This window comes from Aliterella atlantica CENA595 (genome assembly GCF_000952155.1).
In the GTDB taxonomy this organism is placed as follows: domain Bacteria; phylum Cyanobacteriota; class Cyanobacteriia; order Cyanobacteriales; family Chroococcidiopsidaceae; genus Aliterella; species Aliterella atlantica.
This window is the reverse complement of sequence record NZ_JYON01000034.1, coordinates 16,501-40,667: the sequence shown is the minus strand read 5'-3', so window position 1 is coordinate 40,667 and position 24,167 is coordinate 16,501. Positions and strand designations below refer to the sequence as shown.

The window sequence follows — 24,167 nt, the reverse complement described above, 5'->3', positions numbered from 1 at the left end:
CTTCTTTCCTCTTCTATGCTGGGGCTAACACTTGCTCTCTAGTAGAAGCTTTGCAAAGAATCCCCTACGCTTAAGCCTGACCCGCTTGCTTCCGACCTACCGATAGCTACCCAACAGGCTAATTACTTACATCAACCTGCCCCAGCGAACCAGTCTTCTCAATCCACTACGATCTCACAGATGAAGCCACAGTACACGAGCCAGCATTGGAATCACCTGCCGTACTCAATTACTAACCAAGCTGTCGGCTTTGACTAACGAATCGGTAGATAACCTGCGACTTAATACTATCCTTGTTTCTGCACTCGACCGCTATCCAAACAAAGTGCCTGATGCTTTGGAGTATTTTGGGTAGGCGATCGCGAATTGGAAAAATAGACCAGGGATAGGTTTATTCATCCATGCCGTTAAGTCTGGGCAAAAGCCATCGCTGACCAAACCTGGCTGCGGCTGGAAGGAATGGGCAGATGAAGCTGTTAAACGCCGCTTAATGGAGTATTCACATTCCCACGAGGGAGACATCCTGGTGCATTTCGTCGGTGGTGTCTCTAAGCTGTGGAGCCAGTTGCGTTCTTTGTCTTGGTCTGAGGTTGAGTGCATTGCTCAAGGAGGGACCCTATGAGTGATTGTACTCAAGCTTGCAAGAAGCGCATAGCCCAATTGGAGGCAGAACTAAGAGCGATGCGGCGGCAACATGAGGCTCAACGTCAGAGAATCACTTACAAATTTGGACGAGAATTCCTTGCTCTAATTGATGGCGATCCTGGCACTAAAGTAACTATTACTGACATAGTGCAGAAGCTAGTGTTTGAAGATGAGGAGGGGAATACTATTTCTGAGACAGATGCCTCATTGGTGGGCAAGCTTATTCAGGTGAGGTTTAAGTCACTGCACTAGGAGAATAGTAGTCTTGAAATCAATGGCTTTATCCCAGAAGTAGCGGTCAATATTTTGGCTAGATGCGTCCGCTAGTTGACCGTTATTACCCTAGAGTCAAAGCATTTAGCCGTTTAATATAGTGGCATGAACTAACTGAACTCAAGCTATGACCGCTCAACTTTCTACCGCTAGCATAGTCAAACAGCAGGTCGTCTTCTTGCTGTTAGAGGCAGTCGAACTGTTAGACCTAGCTGGACCCGCACAAGTCTTTAGTATAGCTGCCTCCTTGGGCGCACCCTACTGTTTGCATTTCTGCGGCAACATTAGTGGAGTGCGCTCGGCACAGGGACTATTTCTCGGAGGGCTTGAGGTTCTACTATTTCTGTCGGCTGACGATCTAATCCTCGTACCTGGTGTGACGTTGGAGCAACTGAGCCAACCGCTATTAGATGTAGCTACTTGTGATTGGCTAACTGATGCTCATAACAGGGGCATCTGCATTGCCTCTATCTGTTCTGGAGCGTTAGTTTTAGGAGAGGTAGGTTTACTCGATGGTCGGCGCTGCACCACACACTGGTTTGTCGTTGATGCTCTCCAGCAGCGCTACCCGATGGCGCAGGTTGTAGATGGTGTCTTATATGTTAGAGATCGCGGTATTGTCACTAGCGCTGGGATTGCCTCTGGAATCGACATGGCACTATCGTTAGTTGAACAACAGCATGGCGCTCGGCTGGCGGCTGAAGTAGCTCGCCACTTAGTAATCTATTTACGACGCAACGGCCTGAAGGGGTGACGACATAGCTAGAACGCTGACTGAATCAGGCTCATAGCTCTCAAACCCCGTTGAAAGAACGGCAGTTTGTTCGGAGCCATACTCATTAATTTCTGGCTCCACTGGGATAAAAACTCCATTCCTATTATCCAGACACCACCATACAAACCAATCCAAAAGCTACTATTTTTAGTAAGGATTTGCTGAACTTTTCGTAGGCGACTAATGTAGATTTGTTGCCCAGTTGATTTAATAGCTCTGCCTTTTAAAGTTGCCCAAGTATAAGCTAACGCTATCAATAATACTAACCGAGTTAGTCGCTCAATTGAAGCGTGAGAGCCTGCCAGATTATAGCCTCCAGTTTTACAATCCTTAAACATTGCTTCAATCCCAGCCCGCTTTTTGTACGCTGTTAATGCTTCAGCTAAATTTCCTAAGTTAGTCAACAAATACCAAGGCTCTTTTTCTCTCTTTTGGCGATATTTTCGTTTCCAGTAAGCGGCAAGATTTGCTCTTTGCAAATCCTTGCTCTTTAGTTACCTTAATATCGGTCAAAAATTGGCTCGTTCCAGGCACTAGCTCTAACTTTATTAGCTCTTGATAATCTTGACTTTTTTGCTGAACCAGAGTGTCTTTCTTTTGCCGTAAGACAAAGTAAACTTGCTTTCCACACAGCCATTGGGCTAATTTAACGCTATGAAATTCTCGCTTCTGCTAATACGACAATTTGATAGCCCTGCAGCAGTCGAATTACTGGATGCAAGATTGCTTTTTGTTCTGCTAAATTGCTAGCACCTTGCTTTGCTAAAAACTGCCAATAAATTGGAATTGCTCGCTTCTCTATAATCACTGCTACTACGAACAAGTTTTTGTCTTGCCATTGAGTTCTATCAATGGCTAAGTAAACTCGCTGACCTAATTTAATTTTTGCTTGAATTATTGCGCTGATGATAGGAAACCAAAGCAGTACAACACTCAATTGAGGCAATTGCAAAAACCTTTGAATGTGACGGCGACGGCTTTCAAATTTGATTGGCAGAGGAAAATGCGCCGCTAACCTTTCAATTTTGACTTGTTTATGAACTTGAATTAGCCATACTAAAACTTCTATGGTTAGTAGCAATCGTGTGTTTAGTTGATTTTTGAGATGACTGCGATATAATTCTGGTAACATTTTTGCTTTGTCGGTCTTGTTGTCGAAATCAGACCGATCTTTTTTTACCACAAATCGCCTCAAGTCCCATTACAGACAGCTTTTACCTCGGTTGTCACCCCGTCAGATTTTTTATACATACGATCGAGAATCCCAAAGCTATACTCTTTGGCATCCGCAAAAATCACTTCATGATTTCTCTGCTGGAGTTGCTCAAATATGAAGTAGGCAGCTTTGATACCCTGGCGATCACGACGGTAAGAACCATAGAAAACAATTGTTTTGAAACTCATGGATCAATTCCTTATGCAGAAGTACTGTATAGCAGAATGACACTAAGATAAGCTTGCCTATGCTCTAACTATATGTGTTTTAGCTAAATAAAGAAGTGTTATGAGTTTCAAAACCTCAAAAAGCGCATTGCCTAGTTAAAGGCAGAAATAGAACCAGTGCAGCAGCAATCCTAAGCTCAACGTCGAAGAATCGCTTACAAGTACGGGTAGAATTGCTCGCACTACTTGACGAGGATGCTAGCACTAGGGTAACTGTTACCAACATAGTGCAGAAGTTGGTGTTTCAGGACGATATTGTCGATTTATTGCTGGAGAAAAATTCTAATGGACAATAACAGCAAATTGTTACACTTGGAACTCTGATTCTATCGTTCGTCATACCCCTCATTAGTCACTCTGGGTAAACACAAAATAAACCGAGACTTGAACAAGCTTGCAATGTAAGGCTTTTAAGCTTAATTTCACAACAAATGAATTCATTTATGTCAACTTTGCCAAAATGCTTATTCACAAAAGGTTCTAGATTTTAATCTTCCGAAAGTGACAAATGAAGGTTACTCGTAAATAACGAAGCCTGCCCCTGGCACAGTAAGTTGAACAGCTTTGCCTTTTTTAGCTTCAACTGGTATTTGTTTACCTAACTGCTCCCGCTCGGTAGAGTAGATACAGGTGAGGATCTCTCCAGAGATGTGCAAAGCATCATCAATAGTTACCCAGGCTGTTCTAGGCTGATTGTAGTCTGTATTGATGGCTAAAAGTATCTCCTTGTCACTAAGAATCCGCGACCAAGGCACAACTGAGCGAAGTTGCCCCCCAATCATTTCTGGAAAATCGAAGTTTTCTCCATCTCCAGAAATTTGGCGTAAGTATTGACGACCTCGGCGTAAAGCCTTTTTCTGTCTTCTAATTTCCAGAATTACTGCCAGTTCTTGATATACCAGGTTATCTTCATTGAAAAAGTGTACTCCCCGACTTCTAAATGCTCCAAACTCGCCGCCAAACATAGCTTCCCGCAAGTAGCGGTCATTACCTGACATCTTGCACCATTTGAGCAAGCTGCTCAAAACCTGCTTACTATACGAAATACTTATAACTTGGTGCCTATACGAGTTTAGAAATTTGAAGCAGATGTGCTTAGGTATCTGATCCTTATTTTATAAATCGCATTTTTTTACTTTCAAAGCAAAACCCAAGGGTTAGTTGTACCCTTGGGCAGCGTGTAACTAAAGCTATTACTCAAAGACTAGCCAAACAAAGATGCCAGGGTCAATTTATCAAGTTGCAGACATTTACGCTCTGTTTACCTAAACCAGCGAACGTAGTAAATTCTTTTCTTCACTTTGCTATGGTTCTGGCAGTCGCTATCGCTGGATGTAATCGCTAGTTAGTAGACGCATATAGCCTAGAAGCTCGAAGAACTGCTTGATTTTCGGATACTCCTCTACTACTGGAGGATACCACTTTATGATGCATTCTACGTTGAAAATACTTAGCTCAGTTCAGATCCAATCCAACTACTTAATTTGGCATCAATATTGAGTTGTCCTGAAATTCGCTGGAGTAATACACTAAGGTTGCCTTCATCAAATAACAATACAGCGTCTCCTGGGTCGTGTTGCAATACTAATGCTACTACTTGCATCATCAATGGTTCTGCTGCCTCATACCCTTTCTTGTATCGATTCAACCGAAACCACATACGGACAGTAGGGCGAAACCCGTATTTTTTCTGAATGAAAGTTTGGGAAGGGCTTTTAACTACAGTCGCACCTATAACTAATGCCGCTGCTTTTAAGCAAGGTATATTATTGTGCTTGTGGTCTGTACTCCACTCTAGCCCAAATTGCGTTGCTGCCAGTTTTAAAGCTTCCATTGGCTCAAGAGTAGTCGAGCTTTCAAGGTAATACTCTTCCTCAGCATACAAATAGACTTGTTCTGCTGCTGTCCATATATGACCGTCGAGTTTATCGACACGCGCGATAACACCACCAGGAATATGACTAACCTCGCTTAATTCTGGAGACAGCGCTCTGAAGTCCCACCACATTATATCTTCACGGAAAAGTTTAGTAGGTTCAAAGTTGTAGTTGGGGAATAGTAACGCTTGTTTAGAAACAATTTCCTGTTCAGCTATGGGATAAGCCATCTCCTTAGTAACTTTGGGCTGACGATAGGTATTTGGTATAACTAATCCACGTCCACCAGCTATCTCTATGCGTTCAAGGAGTTCAGCCGCTAGATCTGCAGGCAAGTTTAGCCCCATAAATCCAGGTATAAGTTTCTGCTCTATTGTTTGAGTGAGGTTGTACCAAGTTGCCTGAATATTTGCAGGCACTTTTTCTGTCAATCCAGTAAAATCTGGTATTGTATGAAATTTTGATGATGACAGATGAAGGTCATACAGCTTTAAGGTTTCGCTGGTAGTAGGCTGACTTAACTTGATATGTTCTGATGTCATTAGCTTCACCTCATGGTTCGATGATAACTGCTTCCCTAGTCCACGCATTCATAAATATCTCTGTTCTAACTTTATACGCTGCACCTTGTCCTTCAGGTAGGGGATCTCGGATAAGAGCATAGTCACCTTCAAAGCCATCAACAATCAAAGCATGCCTACCACCAGTGGTTGGAGTTGAGACAGAAACGATAGCTGCTCCATTTTCAGTAGCAGACTTAAGTTCTTCAGGAGATAGGCTCGACTCATAGCGAGAAGCAATGTCATATTCTGCCAGTGCGTTAGTAGCATCACGCAGATAAGCTCCCTCATCCTTTACTACCCCTGCTGCTTCTCGTACATAGGCTTCTGGTATGTCATCACCAGTAGCATCGTAAACTGCCATTCTACAACTAGCCGCAACGCAAGAATCTGGTTTCAATTGACCAATTACTTTGCTAGGCGGGTCATAAGGCAGGGTTTCTTCTGCAGAAAAGGCTCCTTCTCCTGTTGTCCCCTCTCCTGGTTCGCTATCAGGTGGCTCAGATGGCTGATCTGGTGGGGAACTTGGGGAGTCAATACTTGCCGTCGGAACAGCAGGATTTCGTGGCTGCGGATCGTATGGATCTAAAAACCCATCGTTATCATCATCTGCATCCGTTTCATCAGGATCGCTATCATGGTCAAGATCGGGAAATGTAGGTCTAGGATATTCTTCTGGTATGCTTTTAAACTGACGGTCATCCAATGGAGTATTAGGATTATCCCACTCTTGACCAGGAATTCCAATTACGGGAGCTTTAACACTGTCGCCAGGGTCTAGAGTTCCCCCTACTGGCATTGAAGTTGCAAGTCGTTGCCAATCAGTATCATTTAATAAAGAAACAGCCGCATCACGCTTTGCTTGAGGCCAATCTTTCCAAGGTAGAGGAGGTGAATTGCCACTATTATCTGGTTGTCCATCTTCTCTACCTATTACTCTGACACCGAGTATTTCTGCCCAGTGTGGAGCACTGCCAGCAGCACCAGTAACATGATACATTTGTTGTACTGGCTCACATCTAGAACCGTAAGGACCACAAAGACGGGCATAGTAAGTGTCTTTAGAATCAAGTCGAATGTGGTATCCTCGACCTTCGGTTTCTAAAACCTTTGCTGTACCGATTTTTCCTAAAGCACTAAGTCGGAGCGTGTATGGTCCCCATCTATCTCTGATAATGTTGCTGTAAGGATAAGGATTAGCGAGTGAATCGTTTGAGTTACTTCTATCTCTAGTAACACCTGATGTACCTGCTGGAGCGTAATAATAGTACTGGTAGTAAGTTATTTCGGTTGTATACCAAATATCTTCATTTTGACCGCCAGGGAATCCGCAAACCACATCAGTTGGATAAGCAGCACAATACCTTTGTTTAGCCCTATCTTGCGCTCGTCCATTATGAGCCTCATCCCAATAATGCCAACCTAAATATGCAGTGGTAGGTCCAGCAACAATAGCAAAGTCAGCAACACCGTTAACGAAAGTTTTAATAGCGCCGCTCGAAGTAGCAGTCCTGAGAGTTGTTACACCGTAACCAGCGCCAGTAGGTGCTGAAACAGCAGTACCCGCACTTTCTTTGATCAAAGCCAAACACTCACGACTTCTAGCGCAAGCATTAAGGGAAGAGAAAGCAAAAGCAGCGTTAGGAACAGCCTCATTCAGAAAGAAGAATAGCAAAAATATTAAGATGCGAAAATATTTAGAGGTAGCTTTTTTTAGTTTCATCCGTCCTGCCTTACTTTTTTCTACCCTGAGATAGATGTAAATTCTACTAAAGACTAAATTAAAAGTAATAATAATGACAGCTAGACACTTTACATAACTTTACTTAAGGACATTTTGTATTGTTTTGGAGTAGGTGGGGAAAAAGGTAAAGATAAGCTGTAAAGTTACGCTTGTTTATTATGTCTGCCAGCCTGTCACAAGCCCAAGCTCTAGTTTCCGGATTACGAGAACTGATGCCTAGTAGCTATCAACAAGATAGCCTACAAGCAATGCTAGGCTTGTTTTTAGGAAGACAAGGGATTTCCCTGCCAGAACACTGCAGGAGCAAGTCAGCTAGTGCATTGAGTCGGTTTCTAAATGAGTACAAGTGGCCGACGCGGCAGGTAATTAGGGCAGTGCGTCAAGCAGCTATTCAACAAATTATGTCTCAACCGCGCAGTGGGCGACGACCAACTTTACAGGTGATAATTGACCTGACTACACTAGAAAAAGCAGGTAAGTTCAAAGAGTTTCAAAACCTAGTCCGAGTCTACAACGGCAAACGCGGTCTTCATGTTGTGATGCTCTACCTTGTTGTAGGGCGATGGCGAGTGCCTTGGAGTTTTCAAGTCTACCGAGGTAAGGATACGCCAACTCCTACTCAACTAGGATTGCGCCTTGTACGACGACTGCCGAAGATTCTGATTCGACACTTCAAAGTATTAGTTCTAGCTGATACCGCGTTTGGCAACAATGAATTTGTCAGTAGAATCCATCAACTTAAACACCATATACTTGTAGGAGTTTGTAGTACCCGTAAGCTGGCTGATGGACGTAGCATAAAACACTTGCATAAAAGAGGTCAGCAGGTGCGACTGCGTGGGTTAAAGTTAACGGTATATTTATCCTGGTACTACCTCAAGCGTTCCAATGGCAAGTTAGAAAAACGTTATATCCTCTGCACTAAAGCTCTCAAGGCTAGCACCATGACTTGGTGGGGTCGTCGCCGTTGGGCAATTGAGGGGTTTTTCAAAACGGCAAAGCACCGATTTGGTCTTCATCGTTTTGGTCAGCAAACTCTATTAGGAGTGTATAGATGGGTGATTTTGTCCTTAGCTGCTTACCTTCTAGCTCATTGGGTCTACCTTAATGCTCCCGAACACCCCTTACCAGATTGGGGTGATGCTGCACAAAAAGCTCTTGAACTCTTGCTTCCACTGATGACTTTATTACCTATGCTTGCAGAGATTCGACGTCTACAACCTTTAGCCAAACGCTACGGAATCGACATCAATGTGACCTGGTGCAAGATATGAGATTACCGCCAGCCCCATCAAAGCATTGTTCAGTACCGTAATAGATACAAGAAATACCCAAGGTCATCGCATTGAGAGCTAAAACATTCAATACAACTTTCGCTCCTTCGTCTTCAGCACAAAATCTAGCTTTGTGACTTCCTTTACGTACCTGGTCATGATCGTCAAACATTGTCACGATCTTATCCCTGAACCAGATATGGGACTTTTTATTGACCAATTCAGAATTACGAAACAGACTAAAGTAATCGCTCGGATTTCGATACCCTTTAACTACGTATTCTAGTTTGTCGGGAATATCATCTATACCTAGTGCTGCATCCAAGCCAGTTAGCTCCAAAGTTTCAAATGCTCTGATTCGACCTCCACTAATCTCACCAACTAAGAAAAAATTTTCTTTACCTATACTCTGAGTAAACTCATGGATGACTGAAGCAAAAAAGCGGGTAGCGCCTATGTCCATGTGTTTGACAGCATCGATGCGAAAGCCATCAATGTCTGCATATGCTATCCAAAACTTATACGCTTGACAAAGGCTAGCGAGCGCATTAGAAGGAATATAGTTATCAACATCTCCTTGACCATGATGAATATCTTTTAAATCAAAAAAATCTCCCTCTAAAAATTCTGGTTCCCTCTCCCAATTAGTTATCTGTCCCTTTTGCGTGTAGTAAGACGGGTTTTGAAATTCAAGCGGCCAAACGGCTCCATCCAAGTTCGTCCAGGTTGAAGGTTCTTGAGTATTGGGTAGCTCAAAAGGTATAGTCGGTTGCCCATCTTTGTCATTAAATCCCTCGACTAGATAAAGGTTGCCATTCCAATGAGGAGCGAACTTTTCTTGGTCATCTTCGGAATTAGCCTGATAACTAAATACATTGCCAGCATGGTTCAAAATGATATCTAAAATCACATATATGCCATTTTCGTGAGCAGTTTTAACTAGCTCTTTCAAGTCTTCATGGGTTCCAAACTTATGGTTAACATCTAGAAAGTTTTGGATACCATAGCCATGATAGGTTGCTTGAAAACGCACCTGCTCGAAAATTGGGCTGATCCATAAAGCTGTTACTCCTAAACGCTTTAAGTAACCTATCTTACTTGTTAACCCCTTGAGCGTACCGCCAACGTACCTTCCACCAGCATCTTGCCAACGCGCTGCATCATCGACAGTTGCGATCGCATTGCCGCGATCTTTCTGTGCAAACATTGGGGTTATACCATCAGTAACTACATTTCCCTGAATATCCTTGTACCCCTGCTCCTTGCCATCGGAAAAGCGATCTAGCATCATAAAATACAATACTTGATCTTCCCAAGCAATAGGCGACGGGTAAAAATTTCCGTCAGCCGGAAAGAATGACTCAAGATTCAATTTGGATAATTGCTTTACTACTGGGCTACTTTCGCTAACCTGCATGATTTTCTGTTCTCCTTAAGCTCTGTCTACTACCTGCCCAAATCCTCTTTGTCTCCTTCAAGTCAATAAAATAGATTTACAGAAATCTTCTAAATTCTTGATTATTTAAAGCTAGAAAGCATTTATCTTTTAACCTATTTGTAGTTATGACTGAAGTAGGCGTTCGCTAATTTGCACCCTGCCTACAACCGGATTACCTTCTTTTATTTAGTGTGGACCCCGTTAGTAATCTTCTACTGTGCGATCGCCTTCATGGGAATGCCCGTTGCCGTAGCCTGCGCTAAACCGGACGGTGTTTGTCACAATCTACGGGTAATAGCACTGGAGACAAAGAAAACGGTATCGTTGCCGCAGATGTGGTGGGATAAGTGGAGGAGGGGACAGTGATGGGGATTTTTGGTTTCCTGTTTGGACTTGGTTGTCTGGTGGTTATTGCTTGGGCGATCGCATTACTGGGTCATGCAGTTTTCGGTCGTAAGCATTGGCAACAAAACCGACCTCAACAGCCGCCATCACTTGCGCCTCCAGAAATTCAAGAACGCTTTGGCTCGCCACAGCCTCCTATCGCTGTACCTCCTACCCCAACAGTCCCACGTCGCCGAGTAGTTGCACTAAGACAGCTAGTTTCAACTAGGGTTCGGCTTCCTAGTAATTGGCATCAGCACTACATTCGACTTGCCGATTCTGTACTTGAGCGCTTGCGCAATCGCATAGTTGTTGTTCAACTACTAGAAGAGATCGCTATCCTCCATCAATTGTACTGCCATTGAGCCAGTCTCCACAATTTAACTAACTACAGAGATTAGCTTCACTTAGGAGCGCCAGTTAGGTAATATATAGTGCCTGCTGCTAGCTTTTGCTGTTATACATATTAGTTATTGCTTGGGCGCGAACGCAATAAAGATAAACTTTGTAGATTCTTGAGCGCGGTCGCATTTAGTTGTAAGTGCAGATTTAAAATAAGAAATTGGATTGACTAGAGCAAGCACCTGTAGCAATTTGCTTAGTGCCGTGACTTAAAACATAACTCAAAACATAACTCAACAGTCCTACCTCCTAAATCACACCCAGTTTCAGAAACAATATTGCTCTCCTCTTCTTGAGACAGCAATAGAATCTATCTTCGATCTCTTACAAGTTGATAAATAACAATTTCATAAAGTTCATCTTCTTTACGTTGTGGATTTTTTCTACGCTCTAGCTCAATCAGACGTTGACAAGCTTGACTGTCGCCCTGAAGAAGCCTCAGTAGATCCCGTTTCAGAGAATGTAATTGGCTAGAAGATTTAGAATGTATATGAGAAGCTTGTGCAGATGCTGAGGGTTCAGGTCTAAAGTACTTGCCGAGTGTATCTCTCGACGGTGGATCTGCATGTTTCTCAATCGCCGTCGGCTTTGGGTCAATTTGCATTAGAGCATCAGCCGCAGCTTTCCGAACTTCGGGATCCAAGTCTGTGAGGAGTCGCTGAAGATTCGGAACGGCAGGTTTAGCTGTTGCACCAAATTGAACCAAGCATCTCACCATAGCTTTACGGACATCTGAGTTTCGGTCAGTAAAGCCGACGACAATCTTCGAGATAGCAGCTTCTGCACCAGCAAGACTTACAATCGCCTTAACGATAGCAGGATTGGACACCCAATTGTGGTCAATATTTCCCAGTGCTCGGACTGCGGCAAGCTTGATGGTCGGATTTGGAGCTACCAGTGCTAGAGCGATCGTCGGCATAGCTAATGAAGCGTCGGAACCGATTTCTCCCAGTACTTGTAAGGCAGCCTCAGTCATCTTCTGATATTGCTCAACATTATCAATGTCAGTCCTTGACTTGGTGCACCCCTGCGAAACTATCCTAATTAGCGCTGGCAAAGTATGCGAACCGATTTGTATCAGAATATCAAGTGCAGCTTCGCGAACGTTGGGATTTTTGTCTACCAGAAGGGGTAGAAGATCCGGCACTGCGGTTTCAGTTGCTATCAAGCATGCCATCATAGCTTTGCGGACATCTTCGTTTTGGTCAGCAAGACCAACGATGAGTTCTGGGATAGCGGCTTCTCCTCCAGCAAAACTTACAATCGCCTTGACTACAGCAGGGTCGGAAAGCCAATCGCGGTCAATGTTTTCCAGTGCTCGGACTGCGGCAAGCTTAATGGTTGGATTTGGATCTACCAGTGCCAGAGCGATCGTCGGCATAGCTACTGAAGCGTCGGGACCAAATTTTCCTAGTAATTGCAAGACAGCCTCAGTCATTTTTTGATTGGTCTCGACATTTTCGGTGCCAGCCTTTGAATTGGTACACCACTGCAAAACTACTGCGGTTAAAGCTGGAAGCGCCTGTGGACGGATTTGTATCAAAGCATCAGCCACAGCTTCGCGAACGTTAGGATTCTTGTGTACCAAAAATGGCAGAAGATCTGCCACTTCGGGTTCAATTGCAACCAAGCATGTCAACATAGCCTCACGAACATCTACGTCTCGGTCAGCAAGTCCGACAAAGATCTCTGGAATAGCTGCTTTTGCAGCAGTTCTAAAATTCGCCAGTGCCTCAGCGGCTGCGATACGTACCTTTGACGCTTTGCAGCTCAACACTTGAATTAACTGAGGCACGGCACTCGTAGCGTCTGAACCAATATCTTTCAGAATCCAAATTGCATGTATCTTGTATTCTATCTTGTCTTCCTCCTCCACAATGAGATTGGCTAAGTAAGAGACAGCAGGTTTACCAATCTGTCGCAGCAATTTGTCAGCAGCTTTGCTCACTTCTTCTGAGTACGATTTTTTGAAGCAGTACAAATGTTTAAACTCCTTCGTCAGTCTCGGCAAAGCCTTTTGAGTTTCAGAATTGTGAGTCCAGTTAGGATCGATCGAATTTAGTGCATCAAAGGCTGCTTTTCTTACGCTTGCATCAACATCAACACAGGCAATCAGCAGTGCTGACATTGCTGGAGTCGCAGTAGGACCAATCGGAGCTAAAAGCTCGGCTGCGAGGCGACGAAATTCTGAATTGTTAACACACCTAAGATACTCGATCAGATCTTCAATGCTGGAATCTGAGGACGGTCCCGACTCACGTGGAAGGTTAGGTCGGTCATCAGTGGTGTTAATCCATGACTTATCACGCTCACGAACTAGTAGCTTGGAAGAATCTGGGTCTAGATGATCTCTTTGAACACGCTCGGAAGAATGAAATTTGGTTGCGCTATTGTTCCTCTGTTTTTCCCCTATTCGCGCAGTTGAGCTACCAGTAACGCTTTGCAACCTTAGTGTCCCTAAATAGCGAATGATATTGTTCAATATCAGAAATGGTGTTAGGCAAAAGGAAAGTACTCCCCACCACCCTAATGTTAGGTTGATTAAAGTAAATCTCCAGAAATATTTATTAACACAAGACTTACACAGGTTTCCTTTGATTTGACTATGATAACGGACAAATAATGCACCAATATTTTGATAAAACTCAACATACTTCGTTGGTGCTTCCGCGCCACAGCATTTGCAAATCACGAGAAACCTCCCAATAAGTCAGTTCGTTTACAGGACGGAAGCCTACAAAGAGTTATTAGGAAGAGGTTTTATGAGAATCACCGCATTCTGTTCATATAACTCTATGACCTAGATTATATACTGTGCCATGCTAAAATACATTGCATCATCATTTGGCATGGCACAGTGTCAGGCTACGATATGCGTACGGTTCAAGAACTGTTGGAGCATAGAGATAAGGATTTCAAAACAACCATGATTTACACCTATGTTCTCAATCATGACGGTAGGGGTGTGCAATATCCTCTGTCTTCATAGCACTTGCCTGCGAAACCCGCAGAAGTTCTAAAATATGAAACAAAGCAGGAGAGCTCGTGCTGTCGAACCAAACCGCGATCTTCTAGCTTGCTCAAAGCTACAAGCAGTCTTACGAGTTTGGATCGTTCCAGCGTAATACAAACAGATGTTCTAGTCCGATTTCAGTCTAGCCCCAGTTTGAGGCAGTCAATCTCAAATTGAGAAAGTAATTCTATATACTGACGTTATATATACTGAATATCTACAACCGTAGTACTATATACCACTAATGAAGCTGCGCTGGCTGAAGTTGAAGTAGATAAAGACAGACTTTTACTCACCATCGAGCAGGCTGATAACTCTATGCCATTGCTCTTCGCTGACACGGAAATTACTATTGTGCGGTCGACGGATAACTTCTAATTCAGAGAGAATATGGTCATATCGTAGGGCTGACTTTAGCAAGGGAGCATCAAGCAGTTTTTGCTGGAATATTACTGGAGCATAAAATCTAGCTTTAGCTCGTATAGGCATTGTCCAAATATCCATATCGGGAGGCTCATCCATAAACTGCGGTGCTGCATCTACTTCAGCAAGCGCATAAATCCCAGATCGCTTGCCTGCAATCCAAATCAGTACGCCATCGCCAGAAGCAATTTCTTCGGTGTAGCGAGTTACCAGCCAGTAAATTCTATCTAGCTTTTGGATAGCATCTAGAATGTGGCTATACTTTGGATTTGCTTGAAATAGCCAAGATACCATAAGTAACTATATTTAGGGTAGAAGAGAAGCGTTAAAGTGGAGTTATTACGTCATCACTCTGAAGGTGAGGTTAATTCTCGGTTCCTTAATTTTGCGCTGAACAGGTACTTGATGCTTCCAGTATTGCTGTAGTTCTCCAGCCATAATCAGAACCGAGCCATCTTCTAAGTTGACACTAAGCTGTTCGCCGTCAAAGTGCCTTAAATCAAACCGACGAGTTGCACCAAAACTTACAGAGGCGATCGCTGCATTAGGAACTAAGTCACGCTCGTCATCTGCGTGCCATCCTATTGCTGTTAATCCATCTGGGTAATAATTTAGTAATACACCTTGATAAGATTCGTTTGTCAGTTCTTCCACCTGCGCCTTTATTTCCAGCAAGACTGACAGCCAAGGTTGTGCAGTTTTGAGTTGTCCAGAGTAGCGATAATCTGCTGTACCGTACCAGGCAGTTTGACGGCGCAGTTTATGCCACTTACCAAAAACCTGCACCTTTTCAGTCTGCCAACAACAAGCAGTTTTTAGACGATTGAAGTAATCCTGGGATGGAGCAAAAATCCCAGGAAAGTAGATGACGCTGCCATTGCGGTTTGTAAGCTGCAATTTAGCCTCCAGCTTGAATTAAATTACTTAGATTGCAGACGGTTAGGAACACGGGATGAATGTTGTAAAAATATCCTCCAGTAAGTGTTTTATAAATTACTAAGTCAAACGGGAGGATTTATGTACAGGTTGCGATCGCAGGGGTAAGTTAGTGCAATTATTAGCGGGAAAACTCCTGTTCATTGACTCTACCTGTCATAGCATTGCCATTGCCGACCTGATGCAATGTCAGACTAAAGATAGACTTAACCACTCCAAGCAAATACACTTTGCATGAGCCAAGACAACGCGACAATTCAGCAGCCCAATCGCTCATGTCAAAGTGCCAATTAATATTGCGAACGGCTGCGGATTTGGCAGCTAATGATAGCATTGACTCCGTAGTCAATACGTGCCAGCTCTCTGTTAGCTCAAAATTCACCTTCAGAGAGTGGCTGAATTTCCATGTTGCCATCATCCACTTTATAAAGAGTCAATCTCAGCCTACTGAATTGAACTCCTCTTTTAGTTCTAACTTCTTTAAGATGAAACTGCTCCGTTCGTGATAGTAATTCAGAGGTAAGGTCACGATACCTAACGTCGTAGTTACCAGATTTGACATTTTTAACAGTAAATGTGTCGCGAGCACGAATAAAAAATACCCGGTAGTGCATCAAAGAATTGTTGGATAAGTGACGATATCGTGCCAAGTCCAAGGTCGGTTAGTTAGCTCTGCACGCCACGCCGCAGTCGTTTTAAAACGACTGTGCTGCCAAATCCAATTGAAGTAGCTCACGACTAATCGGGTTGTAACTTTCGTCATATCCCACAATTTGCCAAACTTATTCTGTCTGCGATGCCATCGACTCGTTTGTTGTCTGACAATGCCATTAGTACGTTCTAATCGCTGAGTTTTGTCTTTACCAATATAGTGCAAGACCCCAGGCGGCAATACCCGTTCATACCCACCCCAATCGTCACTGTTCCATTGTTGGCAATCCGTTTTTCCTTGTGTACTAACGACTAATTCCTCAATCAACTCATCGGTGTGTTTACCCACTCGTGCTGCCAGGATCAATCCACTGGAATTGGCTAAACTCAGTCCAATCCAGCAATCTCCCACTTCTAATTCCTTGGCGAAACATTGCTTCTGTTTTTTTGCACAAATGACCACATCTCGTCTGCACTCACCTCCTCTGTCTCGACCTGCTCAACCTGGTGATTATGAATTAATTGCGCCTTAGCACTTGCGCCACGAACAATACTCACTACGGTGTTGTATGCCAAGCTTGTAATTCTGCTAATTCCTCGTAGACTACACCCTTCACTATGGGCTTGCAGTACCTGTTGAACTTGTTCTGGACTCACTCGTCGCCAGTAGTAAAGCGTGTCAAAATTTTCACAAAATGTCTGCTTGCACTGGCGGCAGAAGTAGCGTTGATGTCCGTTCGGCATCTTGCCATGTTTATGTGGTTTAGGATGACCGCAAAGCCGACATTCTATCACGGGTTAAGGGGGTAAGGGATACTTCTATTTTACCAATCCCACATTCCTTTAACGCACAATCAAATACCCTTGCTGCCTTGGGAGGAATAGTGTCCAACCAAAAGAGTTTCACAAATACGTCTGAGTTATTTTGTGAGTTATCCACAGTCACATTTGAGTAGCCACCCCATGATAGAGCTGGATAACCTTTGAGATATCCCGATTTAGTTGGAAATGGAACTCCGTTATCATCAGTGGGTCGCCGAACAGGTTTAGGCTTTGGTATCGGCTTAGGTTCTGGTGTTAATGATGAAGTTGGACTTGCAGTTGGGCTGGACGATGCAATAGGTGCTGAAGATGAGGATAACAACTGACCCTCGTTTGAATAACTGCGGACAAGCACAAGTAAGCCAAAGCCAGCAAAGACAGTTATAATGCTCAGTATTCTCCTAATTCTGAAACCACTACTCAGCAATGCTTGAACCTGCTGCTTCGATAAAGACACAGACGGGTAAGAAAGTTTATGTTGGCAATGTCTGCACCTGTAGGCTCCTTCGATTGTTCGGATAACAAGTCGGTCCTTCCGACGGCATGACGGACAAGTAACATCAGGAATTTTTCCAAGCATAGTATCAAACCTCTAACTCCTATAAATCAACAAGCCAATCTGAAGGATTTATGTAGGAAATGGGAGCGCAGACTAGGTAGGTTAGCGCAACTAATAGCGATCGAATTCCCGTTCATTAACTCTGCTTGTTGTAGTATTGCCACTAACAACTGGATTAAGCGTAATCCTGAAAGCCCTATAGCGTATTTCATTACTCAACTGCGTTGTAGTAAAATTGAGAAGCTTATCGAATTTTGCAAAGCGCTTGTTCTTTTTGAATGATTGAGCATTAGGATTCCAACCCTCTCCTAAGACAAATAGAACTTGGTAGGTTCCATCAGGTATCTGGTCGAGCGTAGAGGCTGAGTTGGCTTTGACGTAAAGCGATCCTACTAACGTGCTAGAACGCGGCTCAACTAGCTTGACGTAGGCATCGCTGCTGGTACCATTGGAGACCTTGAGAGAACCTCCGCCTATAGCCTGCGATACTACAGCAGGCAGCGAGCGGTTCTTTGCCACAAAGATGGGTAGATTTGCAAGAGGTCTGTGCTGAGAAGTAACAGATGATAAAGATAGGGATGGCGACTGACTACTTCCCAAAGCGCTACGCATAGAACATACAAGTAGACTAACACTGACAAGGACACTAAGACCGAAGATGTTTCCACCTTTTAAAGCCGATTGAGTCTGCGATGTTAATGACACAAGCGGGTCAGATTGTGAGTGTCGGCAACGGTTACATTTGTAAGGCTCTTTATTTAATTGCTTGAGAAGTAGGTTCTTTTTGTGGCAGGACGGGCAAGTAACATCAATAACTTCTATAGGCATAGTATGAAACCTCTAACTCTTATAAATACAACAAGCTAAACTGAAGAATTTATGTAGGAACTACGATTGCCGAGGAGTAACGGTTAGCGCAACCATCAGCAGGTAAACAGTTCTTACTAAAGGGGGTATTTAAAGGATAGTGATTTGTTGCACAGATTTTCAAGAGTTAATTTAGCTTCTATGCTGAGTGCTAGACCAACTCCCATTTCTGTTACGGCTTGCTCCACAAAGCAGTTTGCTTGACTGGCGTTTGTGCAATGCCAGACTCAAAAAATGTGGCAGAATCTATTAGTAACAATCGCTGTCGTGATAATTACCTAAAACCTCAAGGATATTTACCCGACTAAGTGGCAAGCAATTGCTGGAGGCTTATTCTAGGCGGAATGGAAGCGGTGGGAGATTTGATAGTCTCCCAGGTGGGGCGATGCGAGTGCTGTGTCAGAATTTGCAGTAGGTGGGGATATAAACTCAGGCTTTGGTGACAATGAAGATGATGTCCTGCTAGCAGTTGAGCTAGGCGATGTAATTGGTGCAGTTTCAGTCTGAACATGAGAAACACAACCTACTACAAAAACAGCAATAGTGCCTAAAATTCCACTTGGTAGGTAAATTGACTTAGCCATATTCTCAAATACCTTGAATTCTCAAATTTTTAATGTTTACTCAAGTAACAAGTCTTGGTTCCCTTGCTTTTCTTCAGAACTTTTGTATTTGTAATACCTTCGTATTATTTGAATGAGTACTGAATGACGATCTTTTAAAGTTCAAACTTTGCAAAACTGACTTTTTCTTACAAAATTAAGTACCAACGATAACTCTATTGTAAGGCTGGTGGGCGATCGCTCGCCCACCCCGTTAATGCACCTACATCAGTCTCTTCCATACTGTTGATGAAAACGTGGTGACACAATCCGAATGTTACCTAAGTCATACACCTCACCACCATGCTGCAGGTCATGACTATGATCCAGTTGATAAACTTTATTGGCTCCTCCACCTGTTTGCTCGGCTCTTGGAGCAATAGGAGCCATCCCTTGCCGCATACGTTTTATATTTCCCTTAGTCCAGCCTTTTCTGAGATATGGATCTTGTTCAACTAACTTCCAAAAGGTCTTACGAAACTCTCCAAAATTGTTAAAGTACATTCCTTGCATTCTGCGAGCAATTTGACCTGGAATTAGTCCAATGCGACCATCCGGAAGCAAGCGACCTTTAACATTAGGTAAATTGTTGCCTCCATTAGCTTCACCAGGTCGATAACGAAATTCTTCTGTTGACCTATTCGGAATCCTAGTATTGATGGAGGGAGTTGAAAGATCTGGTTTCGTAGAGTAGGGCTTATATGATGGACTAGAACCATTTCTCTTATCATCCAAATAGTCTCTCACCAAGCGGATCGTTTTTGGATCTCGCAATAGTGCTGGAGGTATATCACGACCGACGAGTTTCTCTAGTTCTCTTATCTCTTTAGGTGTTAGCTCATTAGTATATTTGCCAGATTGATTCTGAGGTCCGTTTGATCTCCCATTTTGGGGGAGTCTAAAGCACCTATACGAACTGGCCCTACCTGCTCGGACGAGCGCCTGCATTGCTGCTTCGCAATCAGCCCTCGACTTAAAAGGTCCGAAATTTTGCACGCTTTGTGAGTGAGAGATCGTTGCGGAACCCATGAGTGTAGCGATCGCGATCGCAGTTGAGATGACCATTCGGCGTAGGTGTGTATTCATATCTATCTTCTTGTAGTTCAGTAAAGTAATCTTGTTGACGACAAAGTTTGCTGAAGATGTCGTCAACAAATCATTATGAATTAGCGCTCGCTGAGTGAATTTTTCAACTCAAGTTTCGTTTTGCAGCGATTGATTGCTCCTTGATAAAATGTGACTTTGTGTGTATCTAATGTAGTCATTGCGGCTTTAATGTAATAATCTATTGCGGCTTCTGGGTTTTGCTGCATCTCGTACATAAGACCATACTCAAAGTAAATCGTTTCGGCAGAAACAGTTGATATAGTTAAAGCTATATCCAAGTGTGCTTTGAGTTCATCAAAACGTTTGCAACTTGATAACAAGCGAGCATAATGGGTGTAAGCAGCACTATACTCCGGCTCATATTTCATTGCCTTTTTGTAATATTCCTCAGCACGGGTGTAATCTCTGTAATCGATTTCATAAACATAGCCGAGATGATTGTATGCCTTGCCGAATTGTGAATTGCGTTGCAGAATCTTTAATAACAGTTCGACTGATTCTTGGGAGCGTTTTTCTTGAATTAATGTATTAGCTTGGGCTAACATTGTTTCGCATTCAAGGTAGCTACGATCAAAATCAATACCTTTGATATAACCATTTGCATTGCTGAATTGACTCATATCCATTTTTAGTTCTCCTTGAAAATTAGGTACTGTGTAATTAATTGATTGAATTGTCAATTATGCGTATCTACTTACATCACATACTCAGCGTTGAAAGCTACAGACAAACCTCATGCGAGTCTTTTATCTCAAAATCAATTTACTCTACCTTCTGCTAATGATTAGGAAGCAATGGCTGGGTAGGACTTGCTTTACTTAAGTAACAAGTCTCAACTGGAAAAATTATGTAGTTTTAAAGAGATGACGGAAAAATGTTTAGTGTAATTCGTGGCATAGTAGTCTATGCGTCGCGAAACAAAGGTTTGGGATGGAGGAGTAGAACATGGCATAGATGTCATAAAAGTGTCCTCCAAACTAGGTTTATCTAAGAACTGGCACTAAGTCACCAAAGATGAGAGCAAGGGGTGTGATGTAACCAAAAAGTGGGTAAGCCGTCTTGACAAGCCATCAGCCATTAGTTAAAGTTTGATCTTAGCGAACTCACCTTAGCTACACCGCCTCAATCAACCCTTCTTTTTAATTCCGATATTGTTTTGACTTTTGGTAGTGATTGGGGAAGTAAATAAGGGTTTTACACAAGTTTTTGAATTTTTAACAGTCGTTAAAAGTGCATAGTTTATGGCTATCTCTCCCGAACAGTTAATAAAAGGAGATCGAACTAAATGATTCAACTTATTAATGACCTCTACAAACTTAGTGACAATGCAGCATTATTTGCACATCTACGCGCAGGTCACGATTTTACGGCACTTGCAAGCCGTCTTTCTGAATCTTCTCGTATTCCTCCAAAGGCTGTTAACTCGAAACTGCTTCAAGCTGTCCGTGATGCGCTCGTTCTGGTACTGCAATCCAATAAGCATTCCAGTCTCTACAAACTCATTGAAGATGCAGATGTCAACGCCAGAGTGATTATCGTCGGAGAGTTGCTACTGACTCTGTACGCCCTCAAAGAAGGTAAACATTCCGGCGAGAAGGTTGAAGCGATTCTCGAACAGGCCTTTCGGTTGACGTGCGACTTAGCCAGGGCTTTTGAAATTGTAGATATCCAACATACTGACAACGAAAAGCTGTTGGTGCATGGGATTGCTATGCGGGAATGGGCTCATCTCTTTGCAGGTTACTACCAAGCTGCTGGCACGACGATCTATCACAACGCAGAAATGCTCATGGTTCGCGCTCGTGTGACAAATCGCACCTTATCATCATGTCCGCACTTGGTTGGTTCAGCCATGATCGATGTCGCGCTTGCCCTGGAGTCTGTTGGAAAAATCGATATGGCTATCAATTGCTACAACGGTATCCGCATGGACTTGGCTTATCTCATTAAGCGCATCGACGACCCTGCGTTTTCGGAGTTTGAGAAAGTTTCAGCGCTCTATTGGCTGCAACGAGCCTGTGAAGAATTCCATCGCTTGGTACCCAATGACGCGAGCGCAACTTACGAACTACAAAAAGTTCGTAAGCTACGCCAAGAGCGCGGCTACCCTAACGCTGTATCTGTTCCCCGCTTTGGTCCGATCGCCAAGACCTACCTGCCTAAGACTCCCTTTTTGGCGCTCATTCTTCGTGCCCTGGAGGAAAGCTACGACCCGAATCGGCACAGCGAGAGTGTGTCCGCCATTTGTCAGCGGTACGGCTGTCTCTCCAGTGACGTGGATTTTTACCTGAGCGCTATGGATTCCTATGTAATTCGTAATACAATTCTCCGCGATGTTCAGTCGTATTACGACGACGCACACCAAGAGGTATTTGCGGCAATTGACTATTTACGAGGCTTGTCAAATTGATTTGCCAAAAGAGTAAGCAGCTACTATTTTCTTGGAAAATTTGCAAAGATTCTAGCAACACGTAATATTGAGATTAAAACAACAAGCTATGAGTACAAAAAAGAGCGTAAGGTCTTCCAAAAATACTGACCAATACAAGAAAGTTGAAAAGGCAGAGGCAGAACTCAAGAAAAGAATAAATGAAGATTATCCAGAGGTTCATCGACGTTTATTTCGATGGATACTTTCGCTTGGCTGGCTCGGAGTTGGCTCTATTATTGTAACAGGACTTGTGACCTGGAGTTTTGTTAGTTATCTCAGTATTTCAATTACAGTTAAGTTGCTCCTGGTAAGCATCACCTGTTATGTCGTAGGTATTTTAGGGAGTAAGAATACTAAGCGGCGTGAGAAGATGTTCAAAAGTCCCCAAAAAAGTTTCCAGGAAAGTGCTCCTCTTTCAAATTCTCCGAAGGGTTCTTATTTGTACATCAAGAACGAAAGTGGGAGGATTTACGCAATTTAGTTAAACAAGCTTGCTGGGGCAGACAACAGGGCTCTATTATTTGCTATAGCCGCGAAAGATGGAGTTTTAGATGAAATTGGAGAATTGCTTTGTAGAACCCACAGGGTTTCTCCTACAAGGCTAGATGGTCAGGATGGTTATCTCGTCACGTTTCTTGACGAGGGAGAGGTATGCGAGGGGATGTCAAAGTCTCAGGTAATCGAGATATTGGGTGAGCCTTATAGAAAAATGACTTTTAGTGAAGTCCTGAAGGACTCTAAGTTCGTGGGAGGTTTATCAGCAGATAGCCCACGCTGGCAAGACGAGTTTTGGCTCTACAAACTCGAGGAATTCGAGTATGAGATTACTATCAAAGACGGCAAAGTCTCAAACGCGAAGAAAATCAAAAAGAAATAAGATCGAACTGGGCTAACGTTGCTGCGCAGCGTCAGTATCAATGTCTACCGATTGCCCTGCTGAACTAATCCCACTAACTTTAGCAGTACGTTCCAATCTGCGGCTAATTTAGCATCCGTTAGGAAAGTGCTGACGGTGGTTCGTTCTCGAAAGCTATAAGCCTTGCAATCATCTTTTGTAAGATGTAGAGGCTATCCCAATAATAACACTTTGTTAATCCAAATGTGAATTGTGGCAAGAGAAAGAAAAGCATTGAAACAGGCCGTAATCCTTTCCCATCGAACCACAAGTCGGCGATACTTTCGTTGAAACCATGCGAAGCAGCGCTCTTGTTGAAAACGTGGAACCGAGAGTTTAACTGGTCTACCCCGATTTTTCTTCGTCTTCCAAATTCGTTTTGGTAACTGTGGTCTAATACCACGTTTACGTAAAGTTGTTCGTAATTCCTTTGAATCGTAGCCTTTGTCGGCAGCTAGCACTTGGACTCGTTTGCGTGGTCTACCAGGTTTTGTCGTCTTGACTTTAATACTATCTAGAAGTGGTATAACATGGTCTCTTTCGCTGCCATTAGCTGGTGTTGTACAGTTGGTCAAGGGCATACCATTACCATCAGTCAGGGTATGTATCAAAATTCCTTTGCCCTTATAACCATATGCCACATCTTCACCGCCACCTTTGCCAGGGGGAAAAAGACCCGTCAACCGCGCCGTAACTCCAGTTGATTAATTTTTGCTCTGAGGCAATTCCTAATATCCGTGCTTGTAAGTTTTCTAAGACCCCTTCACTCTGCCAACGCTTGAGCCATCTGTGTGCCGAACTTTTTAATGCCCAGATTTCTCCCTTGGGAACATCGCACCAACGACATCCTGTGATTAGTACATATAGTAAGGTATTGAGTACATAGCGAAATGGCGCATGAGGCATTCCACGCTCGCGTTTTTCTGGTTTTTTGGGGAATATATCTTCAAATAGCCGCCATTCTAAGTCGGTTAATCCTTCAAATCGTCTAGCCATAATGTGATACATTGTTGCTTCTAACTAGCAGACTATCACATTCCTGACAT

Annotated in this window: 26 protein-coding genes and 1 pseudogene; 8 read left to right on the top strand and 19 right to left on the bottom strand. The window is 43.3% G+C overall.

Going from position 1 to position 24,167, the window contains the following annotated elements:
• Positions 1 to 312: 312 nt before the first annotated feature.
• Complete coding sequence (locus UH38_RS26480) at positions 313 to 522, bottom strand: hypothetical protein (RefSeq protein ID WP_235355374.1); 210 nt, start codon at positions 520 to 522, stop codon at positions 313 to 315.
• A gap of 96 nt (positions 523 to 618) precedes the next feature.
• Between UH38_RS26480 and UH38_RS21960 the strand changes: the two genes are divergently transcribed.
• The gene (locus UH38_RS21960) at positions 619 to 897 is read left to right on the top strand and encodes a hypothetical protein (RefSeq protein ID WP_045056828.1); all 279 of its coding nucleotides are present in this window, start codon (positions 619 to 621) and stop codon (positions 895 to 897) included.
• A gap of 148 nt (positions 898 to 1,045) precedes the next feature.
• Positions 1,046 to 1,672, top strand: coding sequence for an AraC family transcriptional regulator (locus UH38_RS21955; protein WP_052672518.1), 627 nt, complete (start codon positions 1,046 to 1,048; stop codon positions 1,670 to 1,672).
• An 8-nt stretch (positions 1,673 to 1,680) separates the two neighbouring features.
• Here UH38_RS21955 and UH38_RS27495 read toward each other — a convergent pair whose 3' ends face one another.
• The 6 genes from UH38_RS27495 to UH38_RS21925 form a co-directional block, all read right to left on the bottom strand.
• Positions 1,681 to 2,172, bottom strand: a complete 492-nt coding sequence (locus UH38_RS27495; RefSeq protein ID WP_045056827.1) for a hypothetical protein — start codon at positions 2,170 to 2,172, stop codon at positions 1,681 to 1,683.
• A 173-nt stretch (positions 2,173 to 2,345) separates the two neighbouring features.
• Complete coding sequence (locus UH38_RS27490; protein ID WP_045056864.1) at positions 2,346 to 2,825, bottom strand: hypothetical protein; 480 nt, start codon at positions 2,823 to 2,825, stop codon at positions 2,346 to 2,348.
• A gap of 59 nt (positions 2,826 to 2,884) precedes the next feature.
• Positions 2,885 to 3,097, bottom strand: coding sequence for a TroA family protein (locus UH38_RS21940; RefSeq protein ID WP_045056826.1), 213 nt, complete (start codon positions 3,095 to 3,097; stop codon positions 2,885 to 2,887).
• A gap of 554 nt (positions 3,098 to 3,651) precedes the next feature.
• Complete coding sequence (locus UH38_RS21935) at positions 3,652 to 4,134, bottom strand: hypothetical protein (protein ID WP_045056825.1); 483 nt, start codon at positions 4,132 to 4,134, stop codon at positions 3,652 to 3,654.
• Between the two features lie 452 nt (positions 4,135 to 4,586).
• Positions 4,587 to 5,555: a SitI3 family protein gene (locus tag UH38_RS21930; protein WP_045056824.1), complete on the bottom strand. Its 969-nt coding sequence runs from the start codon at positions 5,553 to 5,555 to the stop codon at positions 4,587 to 4,589.
• 10 nt (positions 5,556 to 5,565) lie between these two features.
• Positions 5,566 to 7,296: a hypothetical protein gene (locus UH38_RS21925; RefSeq protein ID WP_045056823.1), complete on the bottom strand. Its 1,731-nt coding sequence runs from the start codon at positions 7,294 to 7,296 to the stop codon at positions 5,566 to 5,568.
• 179 nt (positions 7,297 to 7,475) lie between these two features.
• On the opposite strand from UH38_RS21925, the gene UH38_RS21920 reads away from it, so the two are divergent.
• The gene (locus tag UH38_RS21920) at positions 7,476 to 8,591 is read left to right on the top strand and encodes a transposase (RefSeq protein WP_072044973.1); all 1,116 of its coding nucleotides are present in this window, start codon (positions 7,476 to 7,478) and stop codon (positions 8,589 to 8,591) included.
• A 1-nt stretch (position 8,592) separates the two neighbouring features.
• On the opposite strand, the pseudogene UH38_RS21915 reads toward UH38_RS21920, so the two are convergent.
• A pseudogene (locus UH38_RS21915) lies at positions 8,593 to 10,008 on the bottom strand (alpha-amylase family glycosyl hydrolase); the annotation flags it as partial.
• A 171-nt stretch (positions 10,009 to 10,179) separates the two neighbouring features.
• Here UH38_RS21915 and UH38_RS26475 point away from each other — a divergent pair.
• Together UH38_RS26475 and UH38_RS21910 are read left to right on the top strand one after the other, a co-directional pair.
• A complete protein-coding gene (locus tag UH38_RS26475) occupies positions 10,180 to 10,395 on the top strand; it encodes a hypothetical protein (RefSeq protein WP_144405747.1) in 216 nt (71 codons plus the stop codon).
• Positions 10,395 to 10,778, top strand: coding sequence for a hypothetical protein (locus tag UH38_RS21910; RefSeq protein ID WP_045056822.1), 384 nt, complete (start codon positions 10,395 to 10,397; stop codon positions 10,776 to 10,778). Before UH38_RS26475 ends, UH38_RS21910 begins: the two co-directional genes overlap by 1 nt.
• A 347-nt stretch (positions 10,779 to 11,125) precedes the next feature.
• Here the strand turns inward: UH38_RS21910 and UH38_RS21905 are convergent, their stop codons facing one another.
• From UH38_RS21905 to UH38_RS25055, 9 genes are all read right to left on the bottom strand, one after another.
• Complete coding sequence (locus tag UH38_RS21905; protein WP_144405746.1) at positions 11,126 to 12,943, bottom strand: HEAT repeat domain-containing protein; 1,818 nt, start codon at positions 12,941 to 12,943, stop codon at positions 11,126 to 11,128.
• A 1,173-nt stretch (positions 12,944 to 14,116) separates the two neighbouring features.
• Positions 14,117 to 14,545: an EVE domain-containing protein gene (locus UH38_RS21900; RefSeq protein ID WP_045056820.1), complete on the bottom strand. Its 429-nt coding sequence runs from the start codon at positions 14,543 to 14,545 to the stop codon at positions 14,117 to 14,119.
• Positions 14,546 to 14,590: 45 nt separating this feature from the next.
• Positions 14,591 to 15,148 (bottom strand): alpha-ketoglutarate-dependent dioxygenase AlkB family protein, encoded by a 558-nt coding sequence (locus UH38_RS21895; RefSeq protein WP_052672517.1) that lies wholly within the window; start codon positions 15,146 to 15,148, stop codon positions 14,591 to 14,593.
• Between the two features lie 160 nt (positions 15,149 to 15,308).
• The gene (locus UH38_RS21890; RefSeq protein WP_045056818.1) at positions 15,309 to 15,521 is read right to left on the bottom strand and encodes a hypothetical protein; all 213 of its coding nucleotides are present in this window, start codon (positions 15,519 to 15,521) and stop codon (positions 15,309 to 15,311) included.
• Between the two features lie 279 nt (positions 15,522 to 15,800).
• A protein-coding gene (locus UH38_RS26025) for an IS1 family transposase (protein WP_144405745.1) occupies positions 15,801 to 16,633 on the bottom strand; the annotation gives its coding sequence in 2 pieces (ribosomal slippage) (positions 15,801 to 16,286 and positions 16,289 to 16,633; 831 coding nt in all).
• A gap of 697 nt (positions 16,634 to 17,330) precedes the next feature.
• Positions 17,331 to 17,738, bottom strand: coding sequence for a hypothetical protein (locus tag UH38_RS21875; protein WP_052672516.1), 408 nt, complete (start codon positions 17,736 to 17,738; stop codon positions 17,331 to 17,333).
• A 683-nt stretch (positions 17,739 to 18,421) separates the two neighbouring features.
• Positions 18,422 to 18,670, bottom strand: coding sequence for a hypothetical protein (locus tag UH38_RS26470; RefSeq protein WP_144405744.1), 249 nt, complete (start codon positions 18,668 to 18,670; stop codon positions 18,422 to 18,424).
• A gap of 246 nt (positions 18,671 to 18,916) precedes the next feature.
• Positions 18,917 to 19,774 (bottom strand): hypothetical protein, encoded by an 858-nt coding sequence (locus tag UH38_RS26020; protein ID WP_144405743.1) that lies wholly within the window; start codon positions 19,772 to 19,774, stop codon positions 18,917 to 18,919.
• Between the two features lie 80 nt (positions 19,775 to 19,854).
• On the bottom strand, positions 19,855 to 20,421 hold the full coding sequence (locus UH38_RS25055) for a tetratricopeptide repeat protein (RefSeq protein ID WP_052672514.1): 567 nt from the start codon (positions 20,419 to 20,421) through the stop codon (positions 19,855 to 19,857).
• Between the two features lie 659 nt (positions 20,422 to 21,080).
• Between UH38_RS25055 and UH38_RS21860 the strand changes: the two genes are divergently transcribed.
• From UH38_RS21860 to UH38_RS21850, 3 genes are all read left to right on the top strand, one after another.
• Entirely contained in the window at positions 21,081 to 22,205 is a 1,125-nt protein-coding gene (locus UH38_RS21860) for a hypothetical protein (protein WP_045056815.1), read from the top strand.
• Positions 22,206 to 22,272: 67 nt separating this feature from the next.
• The gene (locus tag UH38_RS21855) at positions 22,273 to 22,707 is read left to right on the top strand and encodes a hypothetical protein (RefSeq protein WP_144405742.1); all 435 of its coding nucleotides are present in this window, start codon (positions 22,273 to 22,275) and stop codon (positions 22,705 to 22,707) included.
• Positions 22,708 to 22,887: 180 nt separating this feature from the next.
• On the top strand, positions 22,888 to 23,103 hold the full coding sequence (locus UH38_RS21850; RefSeq protein ID WP_045056813.1) for a hypothetical protein: 216 nt from the start codon (positions 22,888 to 22,890) through the stop codon (positions 23,101 to 23,103).
• Between the two features lie 191 nt (positions 23,104 to 23,294).
• Here the strand turns inward: UH38_RS21850 and UH38_RS28370 are convergent, their stop codons facing one another.
• Both UH38_RS28370 and UH38_RS21840 read right to left on the bottom strand, forming a co-directional pair.
• Positions 23,295 to 23,762: a transposase gene (locus tag UH38_RS28370; protein WP_200892569.1), complete on the bottom strand. Its 468-nt coding sequence runs from the start codon at positions 23,760 to 23,762 to the stop codon at positions 23,295 to 23,297.
• A gap of 4 nt (positions 23,763 to 23,766) precedes the next feature.
• Positions 23,767 to 24,117: a transposase gene (locus tag UH38_RS21840; protein WP_045056811.1), complete on the bottom strand. Its 351-nt coding sequence runs from the start codon at positions 24,115 to 24,117 to the stop codon at positions 23,767 to 23,769.
• Between the last annotated feature and the right edge of the window lie 50 nt (positions 24,118 to 24,167).